General features: G+C 64.1%; 16 protein-coding genes and 1 tRNA gene. 16 read left to right on the forward strand and 1 reads right to left on the reverse strand.

Going from position 1 to position 18321, the window contains the following annotated elements; all coding sequences use genetic code 11:
* Positions 1–2: 2 nt before the first annotated feature.
* Positions 3–1043, forward strand: a complete 1041-nt coding sequence (locus ACK4FK_RS07340; RefSeq protein WP_409743245.1) for a P1 family peptidase — start codon at positions 3–5, stop codon at positions 1041–1043.
* On the forward strand, positions 1040–2542 hold the full coding sequence (locus ACK4FK_RS07345; RefSeq protein WP_409743247.1) for an ABC transporter substrate-binding protein: 1503 nt from the start codon (positions 1040–1042) through the stop codon (positions 2540–2542). Before ACK4FK_RS07340 ends, ACK4FK_RS07345 begins: the two co-directional genes overlap by 4 nt.
* A gap of 70 nt (positions 2543–2612) precedes the next feature.
* On the opposite strand, the gene ACK4FK_RS07350 is transcribed toward ACK4FK_RS07345, so the two are convergent.
* On the reverse strand, positions 2613–3785 hold the full coding sequence (locus tag ACK4FK_RS07350; protein WP_409743250.1) for a hypothetical protein: 1173 nt from the start codon (positions 3783–3785) through the stop codon (positions 2613–2615).
* Positions 3786–4091: 306 nt separating this feature from the next.
* Here ACK4FK_RS07350 and ACK4FK_RS07355 point away from each other — a divergent pair.
* The 14 genes from ACK4FK_RS07355 (at position 4092) to ACK4FK_RS07420 (ending at position 18321) form a co-directional block, all read left to right on the forward strand.
* Positions 4092–4168, forward strand: a tRNA-Arg gene (locus tag ACK4FK_RS07355).
* A gap of 283 nt (positions 4169–4451) precedes the next feature.
* On the forward strand, positions 4452–5297 hold the full coding sequence (locus ACK4FK_RS07360) for a GntR family transcriptional regulator (protein ID WP_409743253.1): 846 nt from the start codon (positions 4452–4454) through the stop codon (positions 5295–5297).
* Entirely contained in the window at positions 5294–6529 is a 1236-nt protein-coding gene (locus ACK4FK_RS07365; RefSeq protein ID WP_409743256.1) for an ABC transporter substrate-binding protein, read from the forward strand. Before ACK4FK_RS07360 ends, ACK4FK_RS07365 begins: the two co-directional genes overlap by 4 nt.
* 54 nt (positions 6530–6583) lie before the next feature.
* Positions 6584–7456, forward strand: a complete 873-nt coding sequence (locus ACK4FK_RS07370) for a branched-chain amino acid ABC transporter permease (protein ID WP_409743259.1) — start codon at positions 6584–6586, stop codon at positions 7454–7456.
* 2 nt (positions 7457–7458) lie between these two features.
* Positions 7459–8439 carry a branched-chain amino acid ABC transporter permease gene (locus ACK4FK_RS07375; protein WP_409743262.1) on the forward strand — a complete coding sequence of 327 codons (981 nt, stop codon included), beginning with the start codon at positions 7459–7461 and terminating at the stop codon, positions 8437–8439.
* Positions 8432–9184, forward strand: a complete 753-nt coding sequence (locus ACK4FK_RS07380) for an ABC transporter ATP-binding protein (protein WP_409743266.1) — start codon at positions 8432–8434, stop codon at positions 9182–9184. The genes ACK4FK_RS07375 and ACK4FK_RS07380 overlap by 8 nt, the downstream gene beginning before the upstream one ends.
* A complete protein-coding gene (locus ACK4FK_RS07385; RefSeq protein WP_409743268.1) occupies positions 9177–9878 on the forward strand; it encodes an ABC transporter ATP-binding protein in 702 nt (233 codons plus the stop codon). The genes ACK4FK_RS07380 and ACK4FK_RS07385 overlap by 8 nt, the downstream gene beginning before the upstream one ends.
* Before the next feature lies 1 nt (position 9879).
* Entirely contained in the window at positions 9880–11163 is a 1284-nt protein-coding gene (locus ACK4FK_RS07390; protein WP_409743271.1) for a 3-isopropylmalate dehydratase large subunit, read from the forward strand.
* A complete protein-coding gene (locus tag ACK4FK_RS07395) occupies positions 11160–11681 on the forward strand; it encodes a 3-isopropylmalate dehydratase (protein WP_409743274.1) in 522 nt (173 codons plus the stop codon). Before ACK4FK_RS07390 ends, ACK4FK_RS07395 begins: the two co-directional genes overlap by 4 nt.
* Positions 11678–12559, forward strand: coding sequence for an oxaloacetate decarboxylase (locus tag ACK4FK_RS07400; protein ID WP_409743277.1), 882 nt, complete (start codon positions 11678–11680; stop codon positions 12557–12559). Before ACK4FK_RS07395 ends, ACK4FK_RS07400 begins: the two co-directional genes overlap by 4 nt.
* A complete protein-coding gene (locus tag ACK4FK_RS07405; protein ID WP_409743280.1) occupies positions 12556–14241 on the forward strand; it encodes a hydantoinase B/oxoprolinase family protein in 1686 nt (561 codons plus the stop codon). The genes ACK4FK_RS07400 and ACK4FK_RS07405 overlap by 4 nt, the downstream gene beginning before the upstream one ends.
* Positions 14238–16310 (forward strand): hydantoinase/oxoprolinase family protein, encoded by a 2073-nt coding sequence (locus ACK4FK_RS07410; protein ID WP_409743282.1) that lies wholly within the window; start codon positions 14238–14240, stop codon positions 16308–16310. Before ACK4FK_RS07405 ends, ACK4FK_RS07410 begins: the two co-directional genes overlap by 4 nt.
* Positions 16307–16918 carry a cysteine hydrolase family protein gene (locus ACK4FK_RS07415; protein WP_409743285.1) on the forward strand — a complete coding sequence of 204 codons (612 nt, stop codon included), beginning with the start codon at positions 16307–16309 and terminating at the stop codon, positions 16916–16918. Before ACK4FK_RS07410 ends, ACK4FK_RS07415 begins: the two co-directional genes overlap by 4 nt.
* Positions 16915–18321: an FAD-dependent oxidoreductase gene (locus ACK4FK_RS07420; protein ID WP_409743287.1), complete on the forward strand. Its 1407-nt coding sequence runs from the start codon at positions 16915–16917 to the stop codon at positions 18319–18321. Before ACK4FK_RS07415 ends, ACK4FK_RS07420 begins: the two co-directional genes overlap by 4 nt.

The following is an 18321-nucleotide window of genomic DNA, read 5'->3' on the forward strand; positions in this document are numbered from 1 at the left end:
GGATGGGCAAGCCGGGGCCGCTGAACCTGATCACCGACGTGGCCGGCCTGCGGGTCGGTCATGCCATCGATCTCCGAATCCGCACCGGCGTGACGGTCATCCTGCCAGAGCATCGCGCTGCCTGTTCGGTCGATGTGAGGGGCGGTGGCTCCGGCACGCGCGAAACCGACCTGTTGCGGCCAGAGGCGTCCATGCCCGGCGTGGATGCCATCTGCCTCTCCGGTGGTTCCGCCTTCGGTCTGGATGCGGCTTCCGGCGTCATGCAATGGCTGGCCGAACGCGGCCGCGGTTTTGCCGTGCGGGGACATGTCGTGCCCATCGTGCCGGCGGCGATCCTGTTCGATCTGGCCAATGGTGGCGACAAGGACTGGGGCGCCGAACCGCCTTATCGCCGGTTGGGCCATGCCGCCTGCGACGCGGCGTCGGATGGTGCCTTTCCGCTCGGCAATACTGGTGCCGGCTTTGGCGCGATGGCAGGCAAGCTGAAAGGTGGATTGGGCAGCGCGTCCTGGCAGGAAGCGGATGGCTTGATGGTGGCCGCCTTGGTGGCCGTCAACAGCGTCGGCAGCGTGCTCACCCCCGGCAACCGCGGATTCTGGGCGCAACCCTGGGAACAGGGCAATGAGTTCGGCGGCCTGGATGGCGCCTTTGCCCGCGATATCGACCTTGGGATTGCCGCGGAGTCCCGCATCGCCCGGCCGGTTGCCGGCGGCCATACCTGCATCGGCGCGATCGTAACGAACGCGGCGCTCGACAAGGCCGGATTGCGGCAGGTGGCGGCTATGACCCATGATGGCCTGGCGCGGGCGGTGCGTCCGGTCCATACCCCGATGGATGGCGATACCATCTTTGCGCTGGCCACCGCCGCATGGCAGGATCAAAGTGATGCAGCGGGCCGTGACTGGCTGATCGCCAGGGTAGGCAGCATCGCCGCCGATTGCATGGCCCGTGCCGTGGCGCGGGGCGTATGGTTGGCCGTGCCGCTGGCAGGCGAGGATTGCGCCGCAGATCTGCTGCGGCGCCAGGAGGAGGGAAAACGATGACGCGACGCTGGACTTATCTATCCGCCATACTGGGGCTTGGGTTGGCGACGACCCTTGCCAGTATGCCGACCGCAGCCCTGGCGCAGGGCAAGAAGGATACGCTTGTGCTGGCGATGACGCTGGAGCCGCCTGGGCTTGATCCCACCATCGCGCCGGCGGCCGCCATTGGCGAGGTTGTGCATTACAACATCTTCGAAGGCCTGACCAAGATCCTGGAGAACGGCGAGGTTGGCCCGTTGCTAGCCGATAGCTGGGTTGTCTCGCCTGATATGAAGGTGTTTACCTTCAAGCTGAAATCCGGCGTGAAGTTCAGCGATGGCACAGCCTTCGATGCCGCTGACGTGAAGTTTTCGTTTGAAGCCTATGGCGGCGAAAAGAGCACCAACAAACGCAAGGCGGTATTCGCCAATATCGAGTCGATCGCGACGCCCGATCCGCTCACTGTCGTGATCACGCTCAAGAAGGCCGATCCAACCTTCCTGTTCAGTCTTGGCGAGAATACGGCCGTTATAACTGCGCCGGAAAGCGCGGCCAATAATGCCATCAAGCCGGTTGGCACCGGGCCCTACAAGCTGGTGGAATGGGTGAAAGGCGATTCCGTGACTCTGGCGGCCAACGAGGCTTATCGCAATCCCGCCGCCATCAAGCTGAAAACGGTGAAGATGCGCTTCATCGGCGATCAGGGCGCGCTGGTGGCTGCCATGCGCGCCGGCGATATCGACGCCGTGCCGATCGGCATCCTGGGCGAGAATGTGCGCGAATTCGAGAAGGACAAGCGTTTCAAGGTCACTGCGGGCTCGACCGAGGGCGAGACCATGGTGATCATCAACAACAAGCGCAAGCCGTTCGACGATGTGCGCGTGCGTCGGGCGTTGACCTATACCATCGACCGCGCCGCGGTGATCGAGGCCGCCTCGGCTGGCTATGGCAAGCCGATCGGCAGTCACTTCGCGCCGCACGATCCAGCCTATATCGATCTCACCAAGATGTATCCTTACGATCCGGCCAAGGCAAAGGCGCTGTTGAAGGAAGCCGGCGTGAACAACTTGGAGGTGACGCTGCGGCTGCCGCCCCCGCCTTATGCCAAGCCGATTGGCGAGGTGGTGCAGGCCATGCTGAGTCAGGTCGGCATCAACGCCAAGATCGAGAATGTCGAATGGGCGCAGTGGCTGGATGGCACATTCAAGAACAAGAATTTCGACCTGACGGTGGTCAGCCATGTCGAGCCGAACGACATCGTCAAATATGCCGAGCCCGACTATTATTATCAGTACGACAGCCAGAAGGCCCGCGATCTGATCGCCAAGGCCTATTCAACCCTCGACAAGGCCGAGCGTACCAAGACCCTGCAGGATCTGCAGCGCCTGCTGGCCGAGGATGCGGTGAATGTCTACCTGTACAATCTGCCGCGCCTGGGCGTTTACAAGCAGGGGCTGACCGGTTTCTGGGTCAACGCCCCAATCTTCGTCAACGACCTGACTGCGGTCGCCTGGCAGTAGAGGGTAAGCCCGGCCACAAAAAAGCCCGCCTTGCGGCGGGCTTTTTTCTTTGTCTCTTGCTCAGGCTGGGTCAGCGCACGAAGACGTGCACCTCGTTGGTGGCGGCCTGGACATTGCTGCCGGCCGAGACATTCACGCGGCTGGCGGGCAGGCCCATATCGGCCAGCGAGCGGATCACGCGGTCGGCATTGCGGCGGGCCTGGTTCTGGTTGCTGGCCGTTTGGGCCTGAGTGCCGCCGGCGGCCACCGCCACCACATCGAACACGGCGTTGGGCTTGCGCGCGATGGCCTGCGACACGGCATTGTACAGCGCCTGCTGGTACGGCACGTCGGCACGGTCGAAGCGGATTACGACCAGCGGCGTGCGACCCGCCGTATTGGCCGGAGCCGCCCCTTGGTCGATGGCGGCAAACTGCTGGGCGCCGGCATAGAAGTTGGCGCGGTTGCCCAGGCCCGGGCCAAGCAGTTCGCCCTGCTTGATCGCAGCCGAAAGCGTGGTGAGGTTGGTACGCTCGGCGCCGATGTAATTGGTCTGGCGCGCCACGTCCTGGCTCAGTTCGCCCAGCAGGCGGTCGATCAGCACGACGGTCTTGGCGGTTTCGTCTTCCAGCACGGCCAACTGGCGGTGGTCTTCGTCGATGGCACCCGAGAGGCTGTAGGTCGACTTGATCGACTGCAGCAGGTAGGTCGACATCGCCGAGTCGGCGGCCACCTGGTTGGCCAGGTTGCTCATGTTGCCCACGTCGGCCGCCATGCGGTCCAGATCGGTCTGGGCCTGGGTCCACTGGCTGACCAGGATCGGATTGCCCGGCGTGGTGCCCATCTGCAGGCGGGTCGAAACCGCGGCCACGATGCCGTGGTACCGCTGGGAGTTCTGGGTGGCGCTAGTACGCACGGCCTGCAGCTGCTGGTTCCGCTGGGTCACCTGCTGCTGCAACTGTGCCAGCTCGCCGCGCATCTGCTGGACCTTCTGGCCGACATAGGTGCCGGTCGCCTGGCCGGGGGTGACGCCAGGGACGATGAAATTCGTGGTTCCCAGGGCAGGCTGGGCGGGAATAGGGCCGGACTGGCCGAGAACCGGATTGGGGTTGGCCTCGGCAGCCGAGGCCGGGATCTGCTGGCTCAGCACAGGGGCGGGGCCACCGGCCGGATCCTCTCCGGTCAGCGAGGGCCAGAGTTCGTCGCTCACATAGGAACAGCCGGAAAGCAGCAGGGCCAGGGTGGCCGTGCTGGTCAGCAGCATACGGCGGCCGAACGCCAAATTACGAACAGGATTTGCCATGCCGCGCCATCTCGCGTTGAAGTTTGTCGTCACTGGTCTGCTGGCCTGGTGGGCCCCCCGTTGCATCCGACCCGGCGGCAGCATGAAGGTACCCCGCGCAAGCCTTTTGCGAACCTTGGCATTGTAGGGGCGTGCGAAACAGCCCGCAAGCATCTTCTGCCTGTAGAATCCGAGGGTTGCGCCGGATCAAAGCAATCCGGGATTGACCCTTGCGCTGCCTCGGCGAATTGAGTAGGTTCCGCCCCCGTTGCGGTACCCACCGCCTGCGCGCTCGTAGCTCAGCTGGATAGAGCACCAGACTACGAATCTGGGGGTCAGGAGTTCGAATCTCTTCGAGCGCGCCATTTTCTCCCAACCTGACAATATACTTAGTGCCGCTTCACCTGCCGGGGCTTGTCTCGGCCGGCTGAGTATTTCCTTCCGCGGCAGGGCAGCCTTGCCCATGGCGCTCTACCGGGAGTGCGGTCCAAGGCCTGATACTTTCGTCCAGCCCTGCGTGAACGGGCCGATCCCTTGTTCTGACGAATGCGCTTTTTCTTGATGGCAAGGTCAGTCCGGCCGGCTGGGGGTTATTGACTCCGCCATAAATGTCATATCAGTATAACAATAGAACTAAGGATGGCTGAAATGGCTGGGACGGCATACTCAAATACGGTTGACGAACGTCTTCCGACCCCGCTGTATCACCAGATATTCCTGATTCTGCAGAGTCAGATACGCGATGGCCATCTCGAAACCGGTGCCCTGCTGCCGGGCGAGGAAGAACTGGCCCGGCAATTCGGTGTTTCCCGCATTACCGCCCGTCGGGCTCTGGCGGAACTGGCGGCCGAAGGCCTGGTAACCCGCGGGCGAGGCCGTGGGACCCATGTCACGGCTCGTACCGAACCGCCGCCGATCCGGGCCGGTGTTGAAGGGTTGCTGGAAAACCTGCTGGCCATGGGCCTGAAGACGCAGGTCAATCTGATCGAGTTCAGTTATGAACCGGCCCCGCCCGATGTGGCGGCTGCTTTGCATGTGAAGGCGGGCGAGGAAGTGCAGCGCGCGGTACGCGTGCGCTCCTTGGAAATCGGCCCGTTCTCTTATCTGACAACCTACGTGCCCGCCGATATCGGCCGCAAATTCTCGCGTAAGGAATTGGCGCATCAGCCCCTGCTCGCGTTGCTCGAGCAATCCGGCGTCACCATCGGCGGCGCCGAACAGACCATCTCGGCGTCGCTGGCGGATGCGCGCGTGGCGCCATTGTTGAAGACCGCGATCGGTGCGCCGCTGCTGCGCATCAGTCGCGTCGTGCAGGACAGTGCCGGGCGCCCGGTGGAATACATCGTCGGCCTGTATCGGCCCGACCGCTACCAGTTCCGCATGAGCCTCGATCGCGTACGCGGCGAGGAGCAAAACACCTGGTCGGCCCGCGTGGCGCCGGCGGCAGGGGGAAAGAGGTCGCCACGTTCCATCCGCAGGGAGAAAAGAAAATGACGATTGGAAAGACTGGATTCCGCGTATCCCGCCGCCGCTTTCTGGCAGGCACCGCCGTTACCGCCGCCGCAGGTATCGGCGGCTTTCCCGCCATCCTGAAGGCCCAGCCCAGGACCATCAAGGTCGGCATCCTGCATCCGGTGACCGGCCCGCTGGCCCCCTCGGGCCAGCAATGCCGCCTGGGCGCCAAGCTGGCGATCGACACCATCAACGCCAATGGCGGCATCGCCTCCATGGGCGGCGCCAAGCTGGAACCGATCTATGCCGATGCGCAGTCCAAGCCGGATGTCGGTGCTGCCGAGGTCGAGAAGCTGAACGAAGCCGGTGCCGCCGCCATCGTCGGCCCCTTTGCCTCGGGCATCGCGCTGGCCACCACTCAGGCGGCGGCCAAGCACGGCATTCCCCATATCGTCGATGTCGGCGTGGTCGATCAGGTCGTCACGCGCGGCCTGACCAATACGTTCCGCTTTGGTCCTGGCCTCAGCAAGATCGTCGATACAGCCATTGAAAACCTCGTTGCATTGAACAACCAGGCCGGCAAGCCGGCCAAGACCGTGATGATCGTGCATGAGGAATCGGCCTTCGGCGCCGGCATGGCCAAGACGCTGAACGAGAAGCTGCCAGCGATGGGCTTCGAGGTGCTGGAAACCATCCCCCATGCCAATCCGACGCGTGACTTCAACAACATCGCGCTCAAGATCAAGGGGCGAAATCCAGACCTGCTGATCCCCTCGAACTATTACAATGAATTCGTGCTGCTGGCGCGTACCCTGCGGCAGCAGAAAATCCGCCCAAAGGCGATCTATGCCGTGCTGGGCGGTGCTGCCTCGCAATACCGCTTCGTGCAGGAATTCCCCGATGCGGCGGAATACATCATGGATTGCAATCACTGGTTCGATCCGCGCAATCCGGTGGCGCTGGAGCTGAAGAAGAAGGTCGAGGCCGAGAAGGCGTTCTTCTCCTATGAGGTCTTCCTCAATCACGAATGCGTGCGTCTGCTGGCCGATGCCCTGGAACGTGCGGCTTCCGCGGACCGGGGTGCGCTCACCCAGGCGCTGGCGGCCTCGGGCTGGGGCAACCATTTCATGCCCTATGGTCCGACCAGGTTCGTCAACGGCCAGAATGTCGGCGCGGCACCTGTGAACACGCAGGTTCTGGGCAAGGATATCAAGGTGATCTTCCCGAAGGATTTCGCCAACGCCAAGCCGGTTTTCCCGGCGCCCAAGGCCTGATGTCAGGGCGGCGGAGCGGCTGGTCCGTTCCGCCGCCATTTCCCGTGTGACGGTATGCTCGAATTTTCCATCCTACTGCCGGCGATCCTGAACGGACTGACCACCGGTGCGATCTATGCCCTGATCGCACTGGGCCTCACGCTGATCTACGGGGTGCTGCACATCATCAATTTCGCCCATGGCAGCCTGCTGATGCTGGCGCTCTATGGCGTGTTCTTTCTGCACAGCCTGTTTGGAGTCGATCCTTATCTGGCGCTGCCGGCGGCTGCCGTGGCCCTGTTCGGCATTGGCTACGGACTGCAGCGGTTCATCATCGGCCGTGCCAGTCATGGGAAAGACGAGAATATCCTTCTGGTCACGCTTGGGTTGTCAGTGATCATCGAGAATCTCGCTCTCTATCTCTGGCGCTCGGATACCCGCACCATCGAGACGCCGTATTCCTTTGATGTCTTCGATTTCGGTGTGGCTTTCATCCCCGTGCCCAAGGCCATCGCCTTCGTCGGCGCGCTGTTGGTTGCCGGCCTTCTCTGGCTGCTCATGGCGCGCACCGACCTTGGCCGTGCCATCCGCGCACTGGCCAAGGAGCGCCAGGGCGCCAGACTGGTCGGCATCAATGTCGATCACATCTTCGCCATGTCGTTTGGCATTGGCTGCGCCTGCCTGGGTATTGCCGCCTGCCTGCTTCTGCCCAGCTTCTATGTCAGCCCGCAGGTCGGCCATGCCTTCGTCCTGGTTGCTTTCACCGTGGTCGTGCTGGGCGGCATGGGTAGTTTCGTCGGCGCCCTGCTGGGTGGACTGATCATCGGCGTGACCGAAAGCCTGGGTGGTCTGTTCCTCGGCGAAAGCCTGGGACAGCTCGGCATCTTCCTGATCTTCATTATCGTCCTGCTGTTCCGGCCCACCGGATTGCTGGGGCAGAGGGCCTGACCATGCGCAGCCTGACGGCCATCGTGCTTTTCTTCATCGCGCTGCTGCCCCTGCCATTCGTGGTGCAGTCGGATTTCTGGCTCACCTGGCTCACTCTGGCGCTGTTCTATGCCTATCTTGGCCAGGCCTGGAACCTGCTGGGTGGTTATGGCGGCCAGTTTTCCTTCGGTCACGCGCTGTTTTTTGGCACCGGGGCCTATTGCACGGCCATCCTGCAGATCCAGTTCGGCATCAATGCCTGGGCCGGCTTTGTGCTGGCCGCGGTGGCCGCCGGCATTGTCGGCGCAGGCACCGGCTGGCTGGTTTTCCGTTACGGTCTGCGCGGGTCGTATTTTGCGCTGGTGACGCTGGCCTTCGCCGAGGTCTTCCGCATTCTTGCCAACACCTTCGCCTTCACCGGCGCGGGTGTCGGCCTGTTGGTGCCGCTGCAGCCCGGTGTCGCCCAGATGCAGTTCGAATCCAAGGCGGGGTTCTTCTGGCTGCTGCTGCTGCTGGTTTCTGCCGGCCTGCTATTTACCTGGTGGCTGCAGAATGCCCGCTTCGGTGCACGCCTGATGGCGGTGCGGGAGAACGAGGATGCCGCCCGCGCGCTCGGCGTCGATCCTTTCAATACCAAGTTGCTGGCGATCATTGCGTCGGGCGCCATCGCCGGCACGGGCGGCGCCGTCTATGTGCAACTCTTCCTCTATATCGATCCCAACATCGCCTATGGTCCGGCCATGTCGGTGGAGGCGCTGCTGGTGCCGATCATCGGGGGGCTGGGTACCATCTTTGGCCCTGTACTGGGTGCCTTCGCCCTCCACGCCATTGCCGAGATCGGACGGCTGGTTTTTGGCGAGGCGCCAGGTCTCAACCTCGTGCTCTATGGCCTTCTACTGGTGCTGATGGTGCTGTTCCTGCCCAACGGACTGTTCGGGCTGGGCAAAACGAGCTTCGGCACCGGCGCCCTGCGCCGCCTGTTCAAGCGGGGCGCCCATGCTTGAGATCAAGAATCTGGCCAAACGCTTCGGCGGCCTGGTCGCGACCAACAATGTCAGTTTCACCATTCAGGCCGGCAGCATTTCGGCCCTGATCGGACCGAACGGCGCCGGCAAGACCACGATCTTTGCGCAGATTTCCGGTTTTCATAAACCCGATGCTGGCGACATCCGGTTTGAGGGGCGCTCGCTGCTTGGCCTGACGCCGGAAAAGATCTGTCTGCTGGGTGTGACCCGCACCTTTCAGATCGTGCAGCCCTTTGCCGGCCTGAACGTGCGCGAGAATATAGCTGTCGGCGCCCATCTGCATCGGGCCGGCCGTCGTGCGGCCCTTGAGCATGCCGAGGCGATTGCCCATCGCGTTGGCCTGGGGTCGCAACTCGACAAGCCGGCCGCTGCGCTCACCGTAGCCGGGCGCAAGCGGCTGGAACTGGCCAAGGCGCTGGCAACCGATCCCAAGCTTATCCTGCTCGACGAGGTGATGGCCGGCCTGAATCCGGCCGAGATCGACGAGATCATCCCGGTGATCCGGGGCATCCGCCAGTCAGGTGTTACCATCCTGCTGATCGAACATGTCATGCGTGCCGTTATGAATCTGTCCGATCATGCCTGGGTGCTGAACAACGGCAGCCTGATCGCCAGTGGCACCCCGGCGCAGATCGCAGCCGACCCCCAGGTGATCGAGGCCTATCTCGGTCACGGCGCCGCCGCCCGCATGCAGGCCCAGCCGTCGGAGGCGCGCCATGCTTGAGGTGAGGGGACTGCAGGCTGGTTACGGCGAGGTCGCGGTATTGCGTGGCATAGACCTCGATCTGACCAAAGGCGAGATCGTCGCGCTACTGGGTGCCAACGGAGTCGGAAAGTCGACCTTAAACAACAACCTTTCGGGCCTTTACCGCCCGATGGCAGGATCAATCCGCTTCATGGGAACGGATATCACCGGCGCCAGTGCGGACCGTATCGTCAGCGCCGGCCTGATCCAGGTGCCGGAGGGCCGACGGATATTCCCGAATCTGAGCGTGCAGGAGAACCTGGAGCTCGGAAGCTATCGCCGCGGCCGTGCCAATCGTGCGGCCAATATCGAGCGCGTCTATGGTGTATTCCCGCGCCTGAAGGAACGCATGGCTCAACTCGCAGGCACGCTCTCGGGCGGCGAGCAGCAGATGCTCGCCATCGGCCGCGGGCTGATGGCTGAGCCGGAACTGCTGATCCTCGATGAGCCATCGCTCGGTTTGTCGCCGCTGCTGGTCGAGGAGATGTTCGGTCTGATCCAGCAACTCAACCGCGATGGTCTCTCCATCCTGCTGGTGGAGCAGAATGTGGTTCAGTCCCTGGCCATCGCGCATCGCGCCTTCGTGCTGGAGCATGGCGTGATCGCGTTATCTGGTCCGGCCTCGGTTCTTATGAACGATCCGGGGCTCAAGGCCTCGTATCTGGGAATGTGACATGACCGGCTCGCCCCCCATGACACTCGCCGAGAAGCTGGTCGCCCGTGCGGCCGGATTGCAGGCCGTGCGGCCGGGCGAGGTGGTCACGGCCAAAGTCGATCTCGCCATGATGCATGATTCCGGCGGGCCGCGCCGTGTGGCGCCGATGCTGGAGCGCCTGCAGGCGAAACTTTGGGATCCTGACCGGGTGGTCGTCATTTCCGATCATTACGTGCCGGCGGTGGATGCCGAAAGCGCCGGCATTCTCGACCTGACCCGCAAGTGGGTGAAGGCGACCGGCGTGAGCAAGTTCCACGACATGCAGGGCATCTGCCATGTGGTGCTGCCCGAACGCGGCCATCTGCGGCCGGGCATGTTCGTGGTTGGCGGCGACAGCCACTCCCCCACCGGGGGCGCCTTCGGGGCCTATATGTTCGGCGTCGGCGCCACCGAGATGTGCGGCGTGCTAGTGACCGGCGAAATCTGGCTGCGGGTACCCGAGACGATCCTGCTGCACTGGTCCGGCCGGCTTGGACCCGGCGTGGCGGCCAAGGACATGATCCTGGCCATGTGCGCGAAGCTTGGCATGGATGGCGGTCGTTACCAGGCCATTCAGTATGCCGGCGAGACCATAGCCGGACTGGCGATGCAGGAGCGCATGACATTGTCCAACATGGCGGCCGAACTGGGCGCGCAGGTGGGCCTGATCGCTCCTGATGCCGTGACGAAGGACTACCTGCTGGGCGTCGGCGTGCCCGGGTCTGAAATCGACCTCGCTGCGTGGCAGGCGGGCGAGGGCGCCGTTGTCGCCGAGCGGCACGATTTCGACGCCGCCAGCCTCTCGCCCATGGTGGCGGCACCGCACAGCCCGGCCAACAGCGCGGCCGTGGCTGAGCATAAGGGCGTGAGCGTCGACCAAGCTTATATCGGTGCCTGCACGGGCGCCAAGATCAACGACCTGCGCATGGCAGCCAGCGTGTTGAAGGGCCGCAGGGTGGCCAGCGGCACGCGACTGCTGATCGCGCCGGCCTCCGCGCGCACGACGGCGGAAGCTGCCGCCGATGGCACGTTGGCGACGCTGACCGAGGCAGGCGCCATCCTGCTGTCGTCCGGCTGTGGCGCCTGTGCCGGCTATGGCGCCGGCGTGCTGGCCGAAAATGAAACCTGCATCGCCTCCACGGCACGCAATTTCAAGGGGCGCATGGGGGCCGGCTCGTCAAAGGTCTATCTCGGCTCGCCCTATACTGTGGCGGCTTCGGCCGTGGCCGGCCGCATCGCCGATCCGCGCGAGTTCCTGTCATGACGGCGGCAAATCACACCGGGCGGGTCTGGAAATTCGGCGACAATATCGACACCGACGTGCTGGCGCCCGGCCTGTACATGAAAAGCCCGCTGGCCGAGCTGGCGAAGCACTGCCTGGAGGCGGTGGAGCCGCGCTTCGCCAAAGAGGCGAAGCCGGGTGATATCGTTGTGGGCGGGCGCAATTTCGGCATGGGGTCATCGCGCGAACAGGCGGTGATGGCCTTGCGCGAGCTGGGCATTGGCGCCGTGGTGGCACCAAGCTTTGCCGGCATTTTTTATCGCAACGCGCTCAATCTTGGCCTGTTGGCGCTGGTCTGCCCGGAAGCTGGCAAGATCCGCGCCGATTGTGTCCTGACGGTGGATGCCAGTCGTGCCGAACTGCGTGACATCGAAACCGGCAGAGCCTATGCCTGCGAACCGCTGCCCGCCCATCTGCTGCAGATGATTGCCGATGGCGGCCTGCTGCCACATCTGGAAAAGAAACTGAAAGTTCAACGGTCAAAGGAGGCGCAGGCATGAGTAAGCTGCGCGAACGTCTCAGGGGCGGCGGCATCGTCGTCGCCCCAGGTGTCTATGATGGCCTGAGCGCACTGGTTGCCGCCCAGACCGGCTTTGATGCGCTCTATCTCTCCGGTGCCAGCATCGCCTATACCCGTTTCGGCCGCTCGGATATCGGCCTGGTGTCGATGACGGAAGTGGCCGATACGCTGGGCGCCATCCGCGAGCGGGTTGATGTCGATATCATCGTCGATGCCGATACCGGATTTGGCAATGCACTCAACGTGCAGCGTACGGTGCGACTGTTTGAACGCAACGGTGCCGCGGGCATCCAGCTCGAGGATCAGGCCAGCCCGAAACGCTGTGGCCATCTCGACGGCAAGACGCTGGTGTCGCCGGCCGAAATGGTAGGCAAGATCAAGGCCGCACTGGATGCCCGGAAATCCGACCAGACGCTGATCGTTGCCCGCACCGATGCCATCGCGGTGGAGGGTTTTGATGCCGCCATGGAACGCGCCACGCGCTACATGGAAGCCGGCTGCGACGTGCTGTTCGTCGAGGCGCCGCAAAGCGTGGACGAGATGCGCCTGATCACCAGCCGTTTCGGCAACCGCGTGCCGCTGCTGGCGAATATGGTGGAAGGCGGCAAGACACCGCTGCTCTCGGCTGCCGAACTGGCCGAGATCGGCTACCGCCTGGTGATTTTCCCGGGGGGGCTGACCCGTGCACTGGCCCATTGCATGACCGCTTATTTCGCATCGCTGAAGCAGAATGGCACCACAGCACCCTTCCGCGACCAGATGCTGGACTTTGCCGCTCTCAATGCCCTGATCGGCACGCCTGAGCTTCTGGCCCAGGGTCGCCAGTATGATCCTTCCCGTTACGAGGACCGGCCATGATCGATCCCATCACCCTTGCCGTGCTGAAAGGCCGGCTGGAGCAGGTTGCCGACGAGATGGACGCCACCCTGTTCCGCTCGGCCTTCAATCCCATCATCGCTGAGGCGCATGACGCCAGCCATGGCCTGTATCACGCGGCCACAGGAGAAACTCTGGTGCAGGGCAAGTCCGGCCTGCCGATCTTCGTTGGCGCCATGGCCTTCGCCGTGAAGGCCGTGATCGACAAGGCGGCCAAGGACGGCAACCTGCAGGATGGCGACGTCTATATCTTCAACGATCCTTACGACGGGGGCACGCACCTGAGCGATTTCAAGCTGGTGCGGCCGTTTTTCCGCGATGGCAGGGTGTTCTGCTACCTGGCCTCGGTGGGTCACTGGCATGATGTCGGCGGCAACGTGCCGGGCAACTACAACCCGGTCGCCACCGAAGCCTTCCAGGAGGGCATGGTGATCCCGCCGGTGAAGCTCTATGCCGCTGGCCAATTGCGGCAGGACGTGGTGGACATCCTGCGCGCCAATACCCGCCTGCCGGACAGCCTCTATGGCGACATGAACGGCCAGGTGAATGCCCTCGATCTTGGCGCCAAGCGCCTGCATGCCCTGCTGGATGAATATGGCGATGCCACCGTGGCCGAGGCGCTGGCCGAACTGAAAAAGCGCGTCGCCATCCAGTTCCGCAGCCTGCTGCGTGAACTGCCCGATGGCCGCTATGCCGCCGAGGATTTCCTCGACAATGACGGCATCCGCGACGAGGCCCTGCGCATCGGCCTGGAGGTGGTGATTGAAGGCGAGACGTTGACGCTCGATTTCTCGCGCACCTCGCCGGCCTGTGCCGGGCCGCTCAATATCGCGCGCTCCACCGCCATTGCCGCCTGTTACGTGGCGATCAAGCACATCTTCCCGGACGTGCCGGCCAATTCCGGCGTGCTCGAGCCGGTGAAATTCGTCATTCCTGAAACCAGCCTGATCAGCGTGAAGGCGCCCAAGCCGGTCGGCGGCTATACCGAGACGATCCTGCGCGTCATTGACGTGATCTTCCAGGCCTTTGCACAGATCGCCCCCGAACGCGTCAATGGCTGCGCCTATGGCACCATCAACGCGCTGTCGCTGGCCGGGCATCGCAGGGATGGCCGCCGCTGGGTGATGTTCAGCTTCTTCGGCGGCGGCCATGGCGGCCATCCGCAGGGCGATGGCCTCAATCACGGCAATGCGCCGATCTCGATGGCGACGATTCCGCCGCTGGAAATCTTGGAGGCGGCCTATCCGGTGATGTTCACCGAATGGAGTCTGCGGGCCGATAGCGGCGGCGCCGGCCGCAACCGCGGCGGGCTGGGCGCGGTCTACGAGATCGAGCTGCTGGAAGAGGAGGCCGATCTGTTCCTGTTCGGCGAACGCGGCAAATATGCGCCCGCCGGCGTTCTGGGCGGCCATGCCGCGCAGCGCAACCGCTTCTTTTACCCCAAGGATGGCAAGGCTGCAGAACCCGCCATGGTGTCGAAGCTGCATGACGCCAAGCTGAAGAAGGGCGAGCGCATCCGCCTCGAGACGCCGGGCGGCGGCGGCTACGGCCCGCCATCGGAGCGCAAGCCTGAGCGCATCGCGGAAGATCTGCGGCTCGGTTACGTCACCGAAGAGGGCGTTGCCCGCGATTATGGTCGCAATGCCAAGGAGGCCGCGGAATGACCGACCAGACCACCATCCCGCGTTTTGCCGTCGGCGTCGATGTCGGCGGCACCTTCACCGACGTCTTTTTCCTCGACGAGGCCAGGGGTCGCATCGATATCGCCAAGGTGCCATCCACCCGCGGCGACCAGGCCACCGGTTTCATCGAAGGCCTGCGGTCCAGGGCCGAGCCGAAGCAGATCGCCACGGTCGTGCACGGTACGACTGTAGGCACAAATGCCCTTCTGGAGCGCAAGGGTGCGCGCACGGGCATCATCACCACGCGTGGCTTCCGCGACGTTCTGGAGATGCGCCGGCGCGACCGGCCCAGCACCTGGGGTCTATGGGGGCAGTTCGTGCCGGTGGTGGCGCGCGACCTGCGCCTGGAGGTGGGCGAGCGCGTTCTGGCCGATGGCAGCATCCGGCAGGCGGTCGACCCGGCCGAGGTGAAGCGTGTGGCGCAGGACCTGCTGGCCCGCGGCGCCGAAGCCGTAGCCATCGTGTTCGTGAATGCCTATGCCAATCCGGAGAATGAGCGGATTGCACTGGCGGCGCTGAAAGAGGTGTGGCCCAATGCCTATGTCACGGCATCTTCCGACATCCTGCCCGAGATCCGCGAATTCGAACGCACGTCCACAGCTGCCCTGAACGCCTATCTGCAGCCGCCGGTGGGCAGTTATCTGCGCAAGCTGGAGAACCGTCTCCACGATGATGGATTCGGTGGGCAACTGCTGATCGTGCAATCGAATGGCGGCGTGATGAGCGTCGACAGCGCCGCCAGCCGCCCGGTGCGCACGGCCCTGTCCGGTCCGGCTGCCGGTGTGATCGCCTGCCAGCATATTGCCGTTGCGGCCGGTTTTCCCAATGTCGTCACCTGCGACATGGGTGGCACCAGCTTCGACGTTTCGCTGATCGCCGGCGGCGAACCGGCCATGAGCGCGCAGACCGCCATCGATTTCGGCATGGTGGTGCGCGCACCGATGATCGAGATCACCACCATCGGTGCTGGCGGCGGATCGATCGCCTGGATCGACCGCGGCGGTATCCTGCAGATCGGCCCTGAAAGCGCCGGTTCCGATCCGGGCCCGGTAGCCTACGGTCTGGGCAACGACCGCCCGACCGTCACCGACGCCAATGTGGTCATGGGCCGCATCGACGCCGAACGCCCCATCGGTGGCAAGCTCAAGCGGCTGGATGTCGAGGCGGCGAAGGATGCCATCCGTAAACACATCGCCGAGCCGCTGGGCCTTGATGTGATGGCGGCGGCCGAAGCCATCATCAAGGTGGCGAACTCGCGCATGGCCGGTGCCATCCGGCTGGTTTCCATCGAACGTGGTCACAACCCGCGTGATTTCGCCGCCATGCCGTTTGGCGGCGGCGGATCGCTGCATGTCGGTGCGCTGATCAAGGAAGTTGGCCTGGCTTCGGCATTGGTGCCGCGCTTCCCCGGCGTTACATCGGCTCTGGGCTGCGTCATCGCCGACATGCGTCACGATTTTGTGCGCACCGTGAACAAGACCCTGGACGATACCGATCCCGCCATTCTTGACGCAGCCATCGGTGAGGCAGCGGCAGAAGGCACGCGGTTGCTCGATCAGGCCGGCATCGCCTTCGAGGGTCGCGCCATCACCGTCGAACTCGACATGTCGTATCTGGGTCAAACCCATACCGTGGCGGTGCCGCTGCCCGGCGATTTCGCCAAGCCGGCAAAACTGACCCGCGATGGCATCAAGTCTGCTTTCGAGGCCGCCTATGCCGCAGCCTTCGGCCGCGTGCTCGAGAAAATCGGCATCCGCGTGCTGAACCTGCGCGTCGCAGCCATCGGCAGGCGGAAGAAATTCGACCTCGGCCTGCTGGCTCCGCCGAAGGAAGGCTCGGTCGAAGCTGCCAAGCGCACCACGCGCCAGGTCTGGCTCGATGGTGCCTGGCACGAGGCCGGCATCTACCGCCGGCTGGAACTGCCGCTGGGGGCCGTGATTCCCGGTCCGGCAATCCTGGAGCAGCCTGACACCACGATCCTGATCGAACCCGATCTGGTGGGCGAGGTGGACAGCTTTGGCAACCTGATCGTGAAGCGGAAAGCGGAATGAGCGCCAGGCTGGATATGAAGCGAACCGCTTTGCTGATCGTTGATCTGCAGAACGATTTCCTGCATGCCGATGGCGCCTATGCCCGTGGCGGTGCCAACCTGCCCGGCGCGGCGGCGCTGATTGCCAACATGAAGGCGGTGGCCGATGCGATGCGGGCGGCGGGCGGCTGGATCGTTTCCACCCAGTTCACCCTGGTGCCAGGCCGGGGCGGCGAGCCTCTGATCAGTCCGCACCTGAAGCAGCTGCGCCCCTTTCTGCGCAAGGGCGATTTCCAGCCCGGCGCCTGGGGCCATAACCTGATCGATGAACTCGCGCCGGCCGATTTCATTATTGAAAAGGTGGCCTATTCGGCTTTCTACATGACGCGGCTTGAATTCGTGTTGCGCAAGGCCGGGATCGATACATTGCTGGTCGGCGGCATCGTCACCAACGGCGGTGTCGCCAGCACGTTGCGCGATGCCCATGTGCGCGATTTTCACGCCATACTGCTGACCGATGGCTGCGCGGCCTTCTCGAAGGAGGCGCATGAGGCCAGCATCGCGTCACTCGGCACTATCGCGCCGAAACTGACCTGCGCTGAAGCCGTGGCGCTGATCAACGCGGCATGAGCAGGGTCCTGCCGGCCGCGGGCATTGAATTCCCGCTTGATATTCCGGTACTGGTGATCGGCGGTGGTGCCTGCGGCCTGACGGCGGCTCTGGCGGCCCATGATGCCGGTGCCGGCGTGCTGGTGCTTGAGCGCGATCCCTCGCCCAGCGGCTCGACGGCCATGTCGTCGGGCATGATCCCGGCGGCTGGCACGATCCTGCAGAAGGCGCGCGGCATCGACGATGCACCCGAGATCATGGCCGCCGACATCCAGGCCAAGGCCCATGGAGAAAATGATCCGGTCATGGTTGCGGCGATCTGCGCCGCGTCCGGCCCCACGGTGGACTGGCTGGTTCAGACCCATCATGTGCCGCTGACCCTGGTGGAGGGTTTTCTCTATCCCGGCCACAGCAAGCCGCGCATGCATGCGCCGGCCTCGCGCAGCGGCGCCGATCTGGTTGCCGGCCTGCTTGCCGCGGCCAATGCGGCCGGCATCGATATCGTCTGCGATGCCACGGTCACCACGCTGTTCGCCGATGCCGATGGCCGCGTGCGGGGCGTTGAACTGCAGCGCCCTGATGGCGCGATCGAGCGCATCGGCTGCGATGCGCTGATCCTGGCCTGTTCGGGATTCGGCGGCAATGCCGACCTGGTGGCACGCCACATCCCGGAACTGAAAGGGGCCCAGTATTACGGTCATACCGGCAACCGCGGCGATGCCCTTCTGTGGGGCGAGCAACTGGGCGCCGCCGTGAAGCATCTGGGCGCCTATCAGGGGCATGGTTCGCTGGCGATGCCCCATGCCATCCTGATCACCTGGGCATTGATGATGGAGGGCGGGTTCCAGGTCAACGCCAGTGGCGAACGCTTCTCCTGCGAACATGACGGCTATTCCGAGCAGGCCATGCGGGTGATTGCCCAGCCCGGCGGCGTCGCCTGGAATATTTTTGATGAGCGCCTGCACAGGCTGGGCCTGGATTTCGAGGATTATCGCGATGCCCTCAAGGGCGGTGCGGTCAGGACAGCCGGTACCATAAAGGAACTGGCCGAGATTTGTGGCCTGCCGTCGGAACGACTGGCCGCGACATTGGCCGAGACGCAGGCGCTGGCGGCAGGGCAGGGGCTGGATCGTTTCGGTCGCGACTTCACCGGCAAGCCCGCACTGGCTGCGCCATTCTATGCCGTGAAGGTCACCGGCGCGCTGTTTCACACCCAGGGCGGCCTGGGCATCGACACCGATGCGCGCGTTCTGCGCGGCGATGGCCAGCCTTTGCCCAACCTGCTGGCCGGCGGTGGCGCCGCCTGCGGCATTTCCGGGCGAGGACGCGATGGTTATCTGTCGGGAAATGGGCTGCTGGCGGCGACGGTGCTTGGCGCCAAGGCCGGCCGCACGGCAGCAGCGCTCGTCAAACAGGGAGTCTGA

Source organism: Ferrovibrio sp. (assembly GCF_046297895.1).
Lineage (GTDB): Bacteria > Pseudomonadota > Alphaproteobacteria > Ferrovibrionales > Ferrovibrionaceae > Ferrovibrio.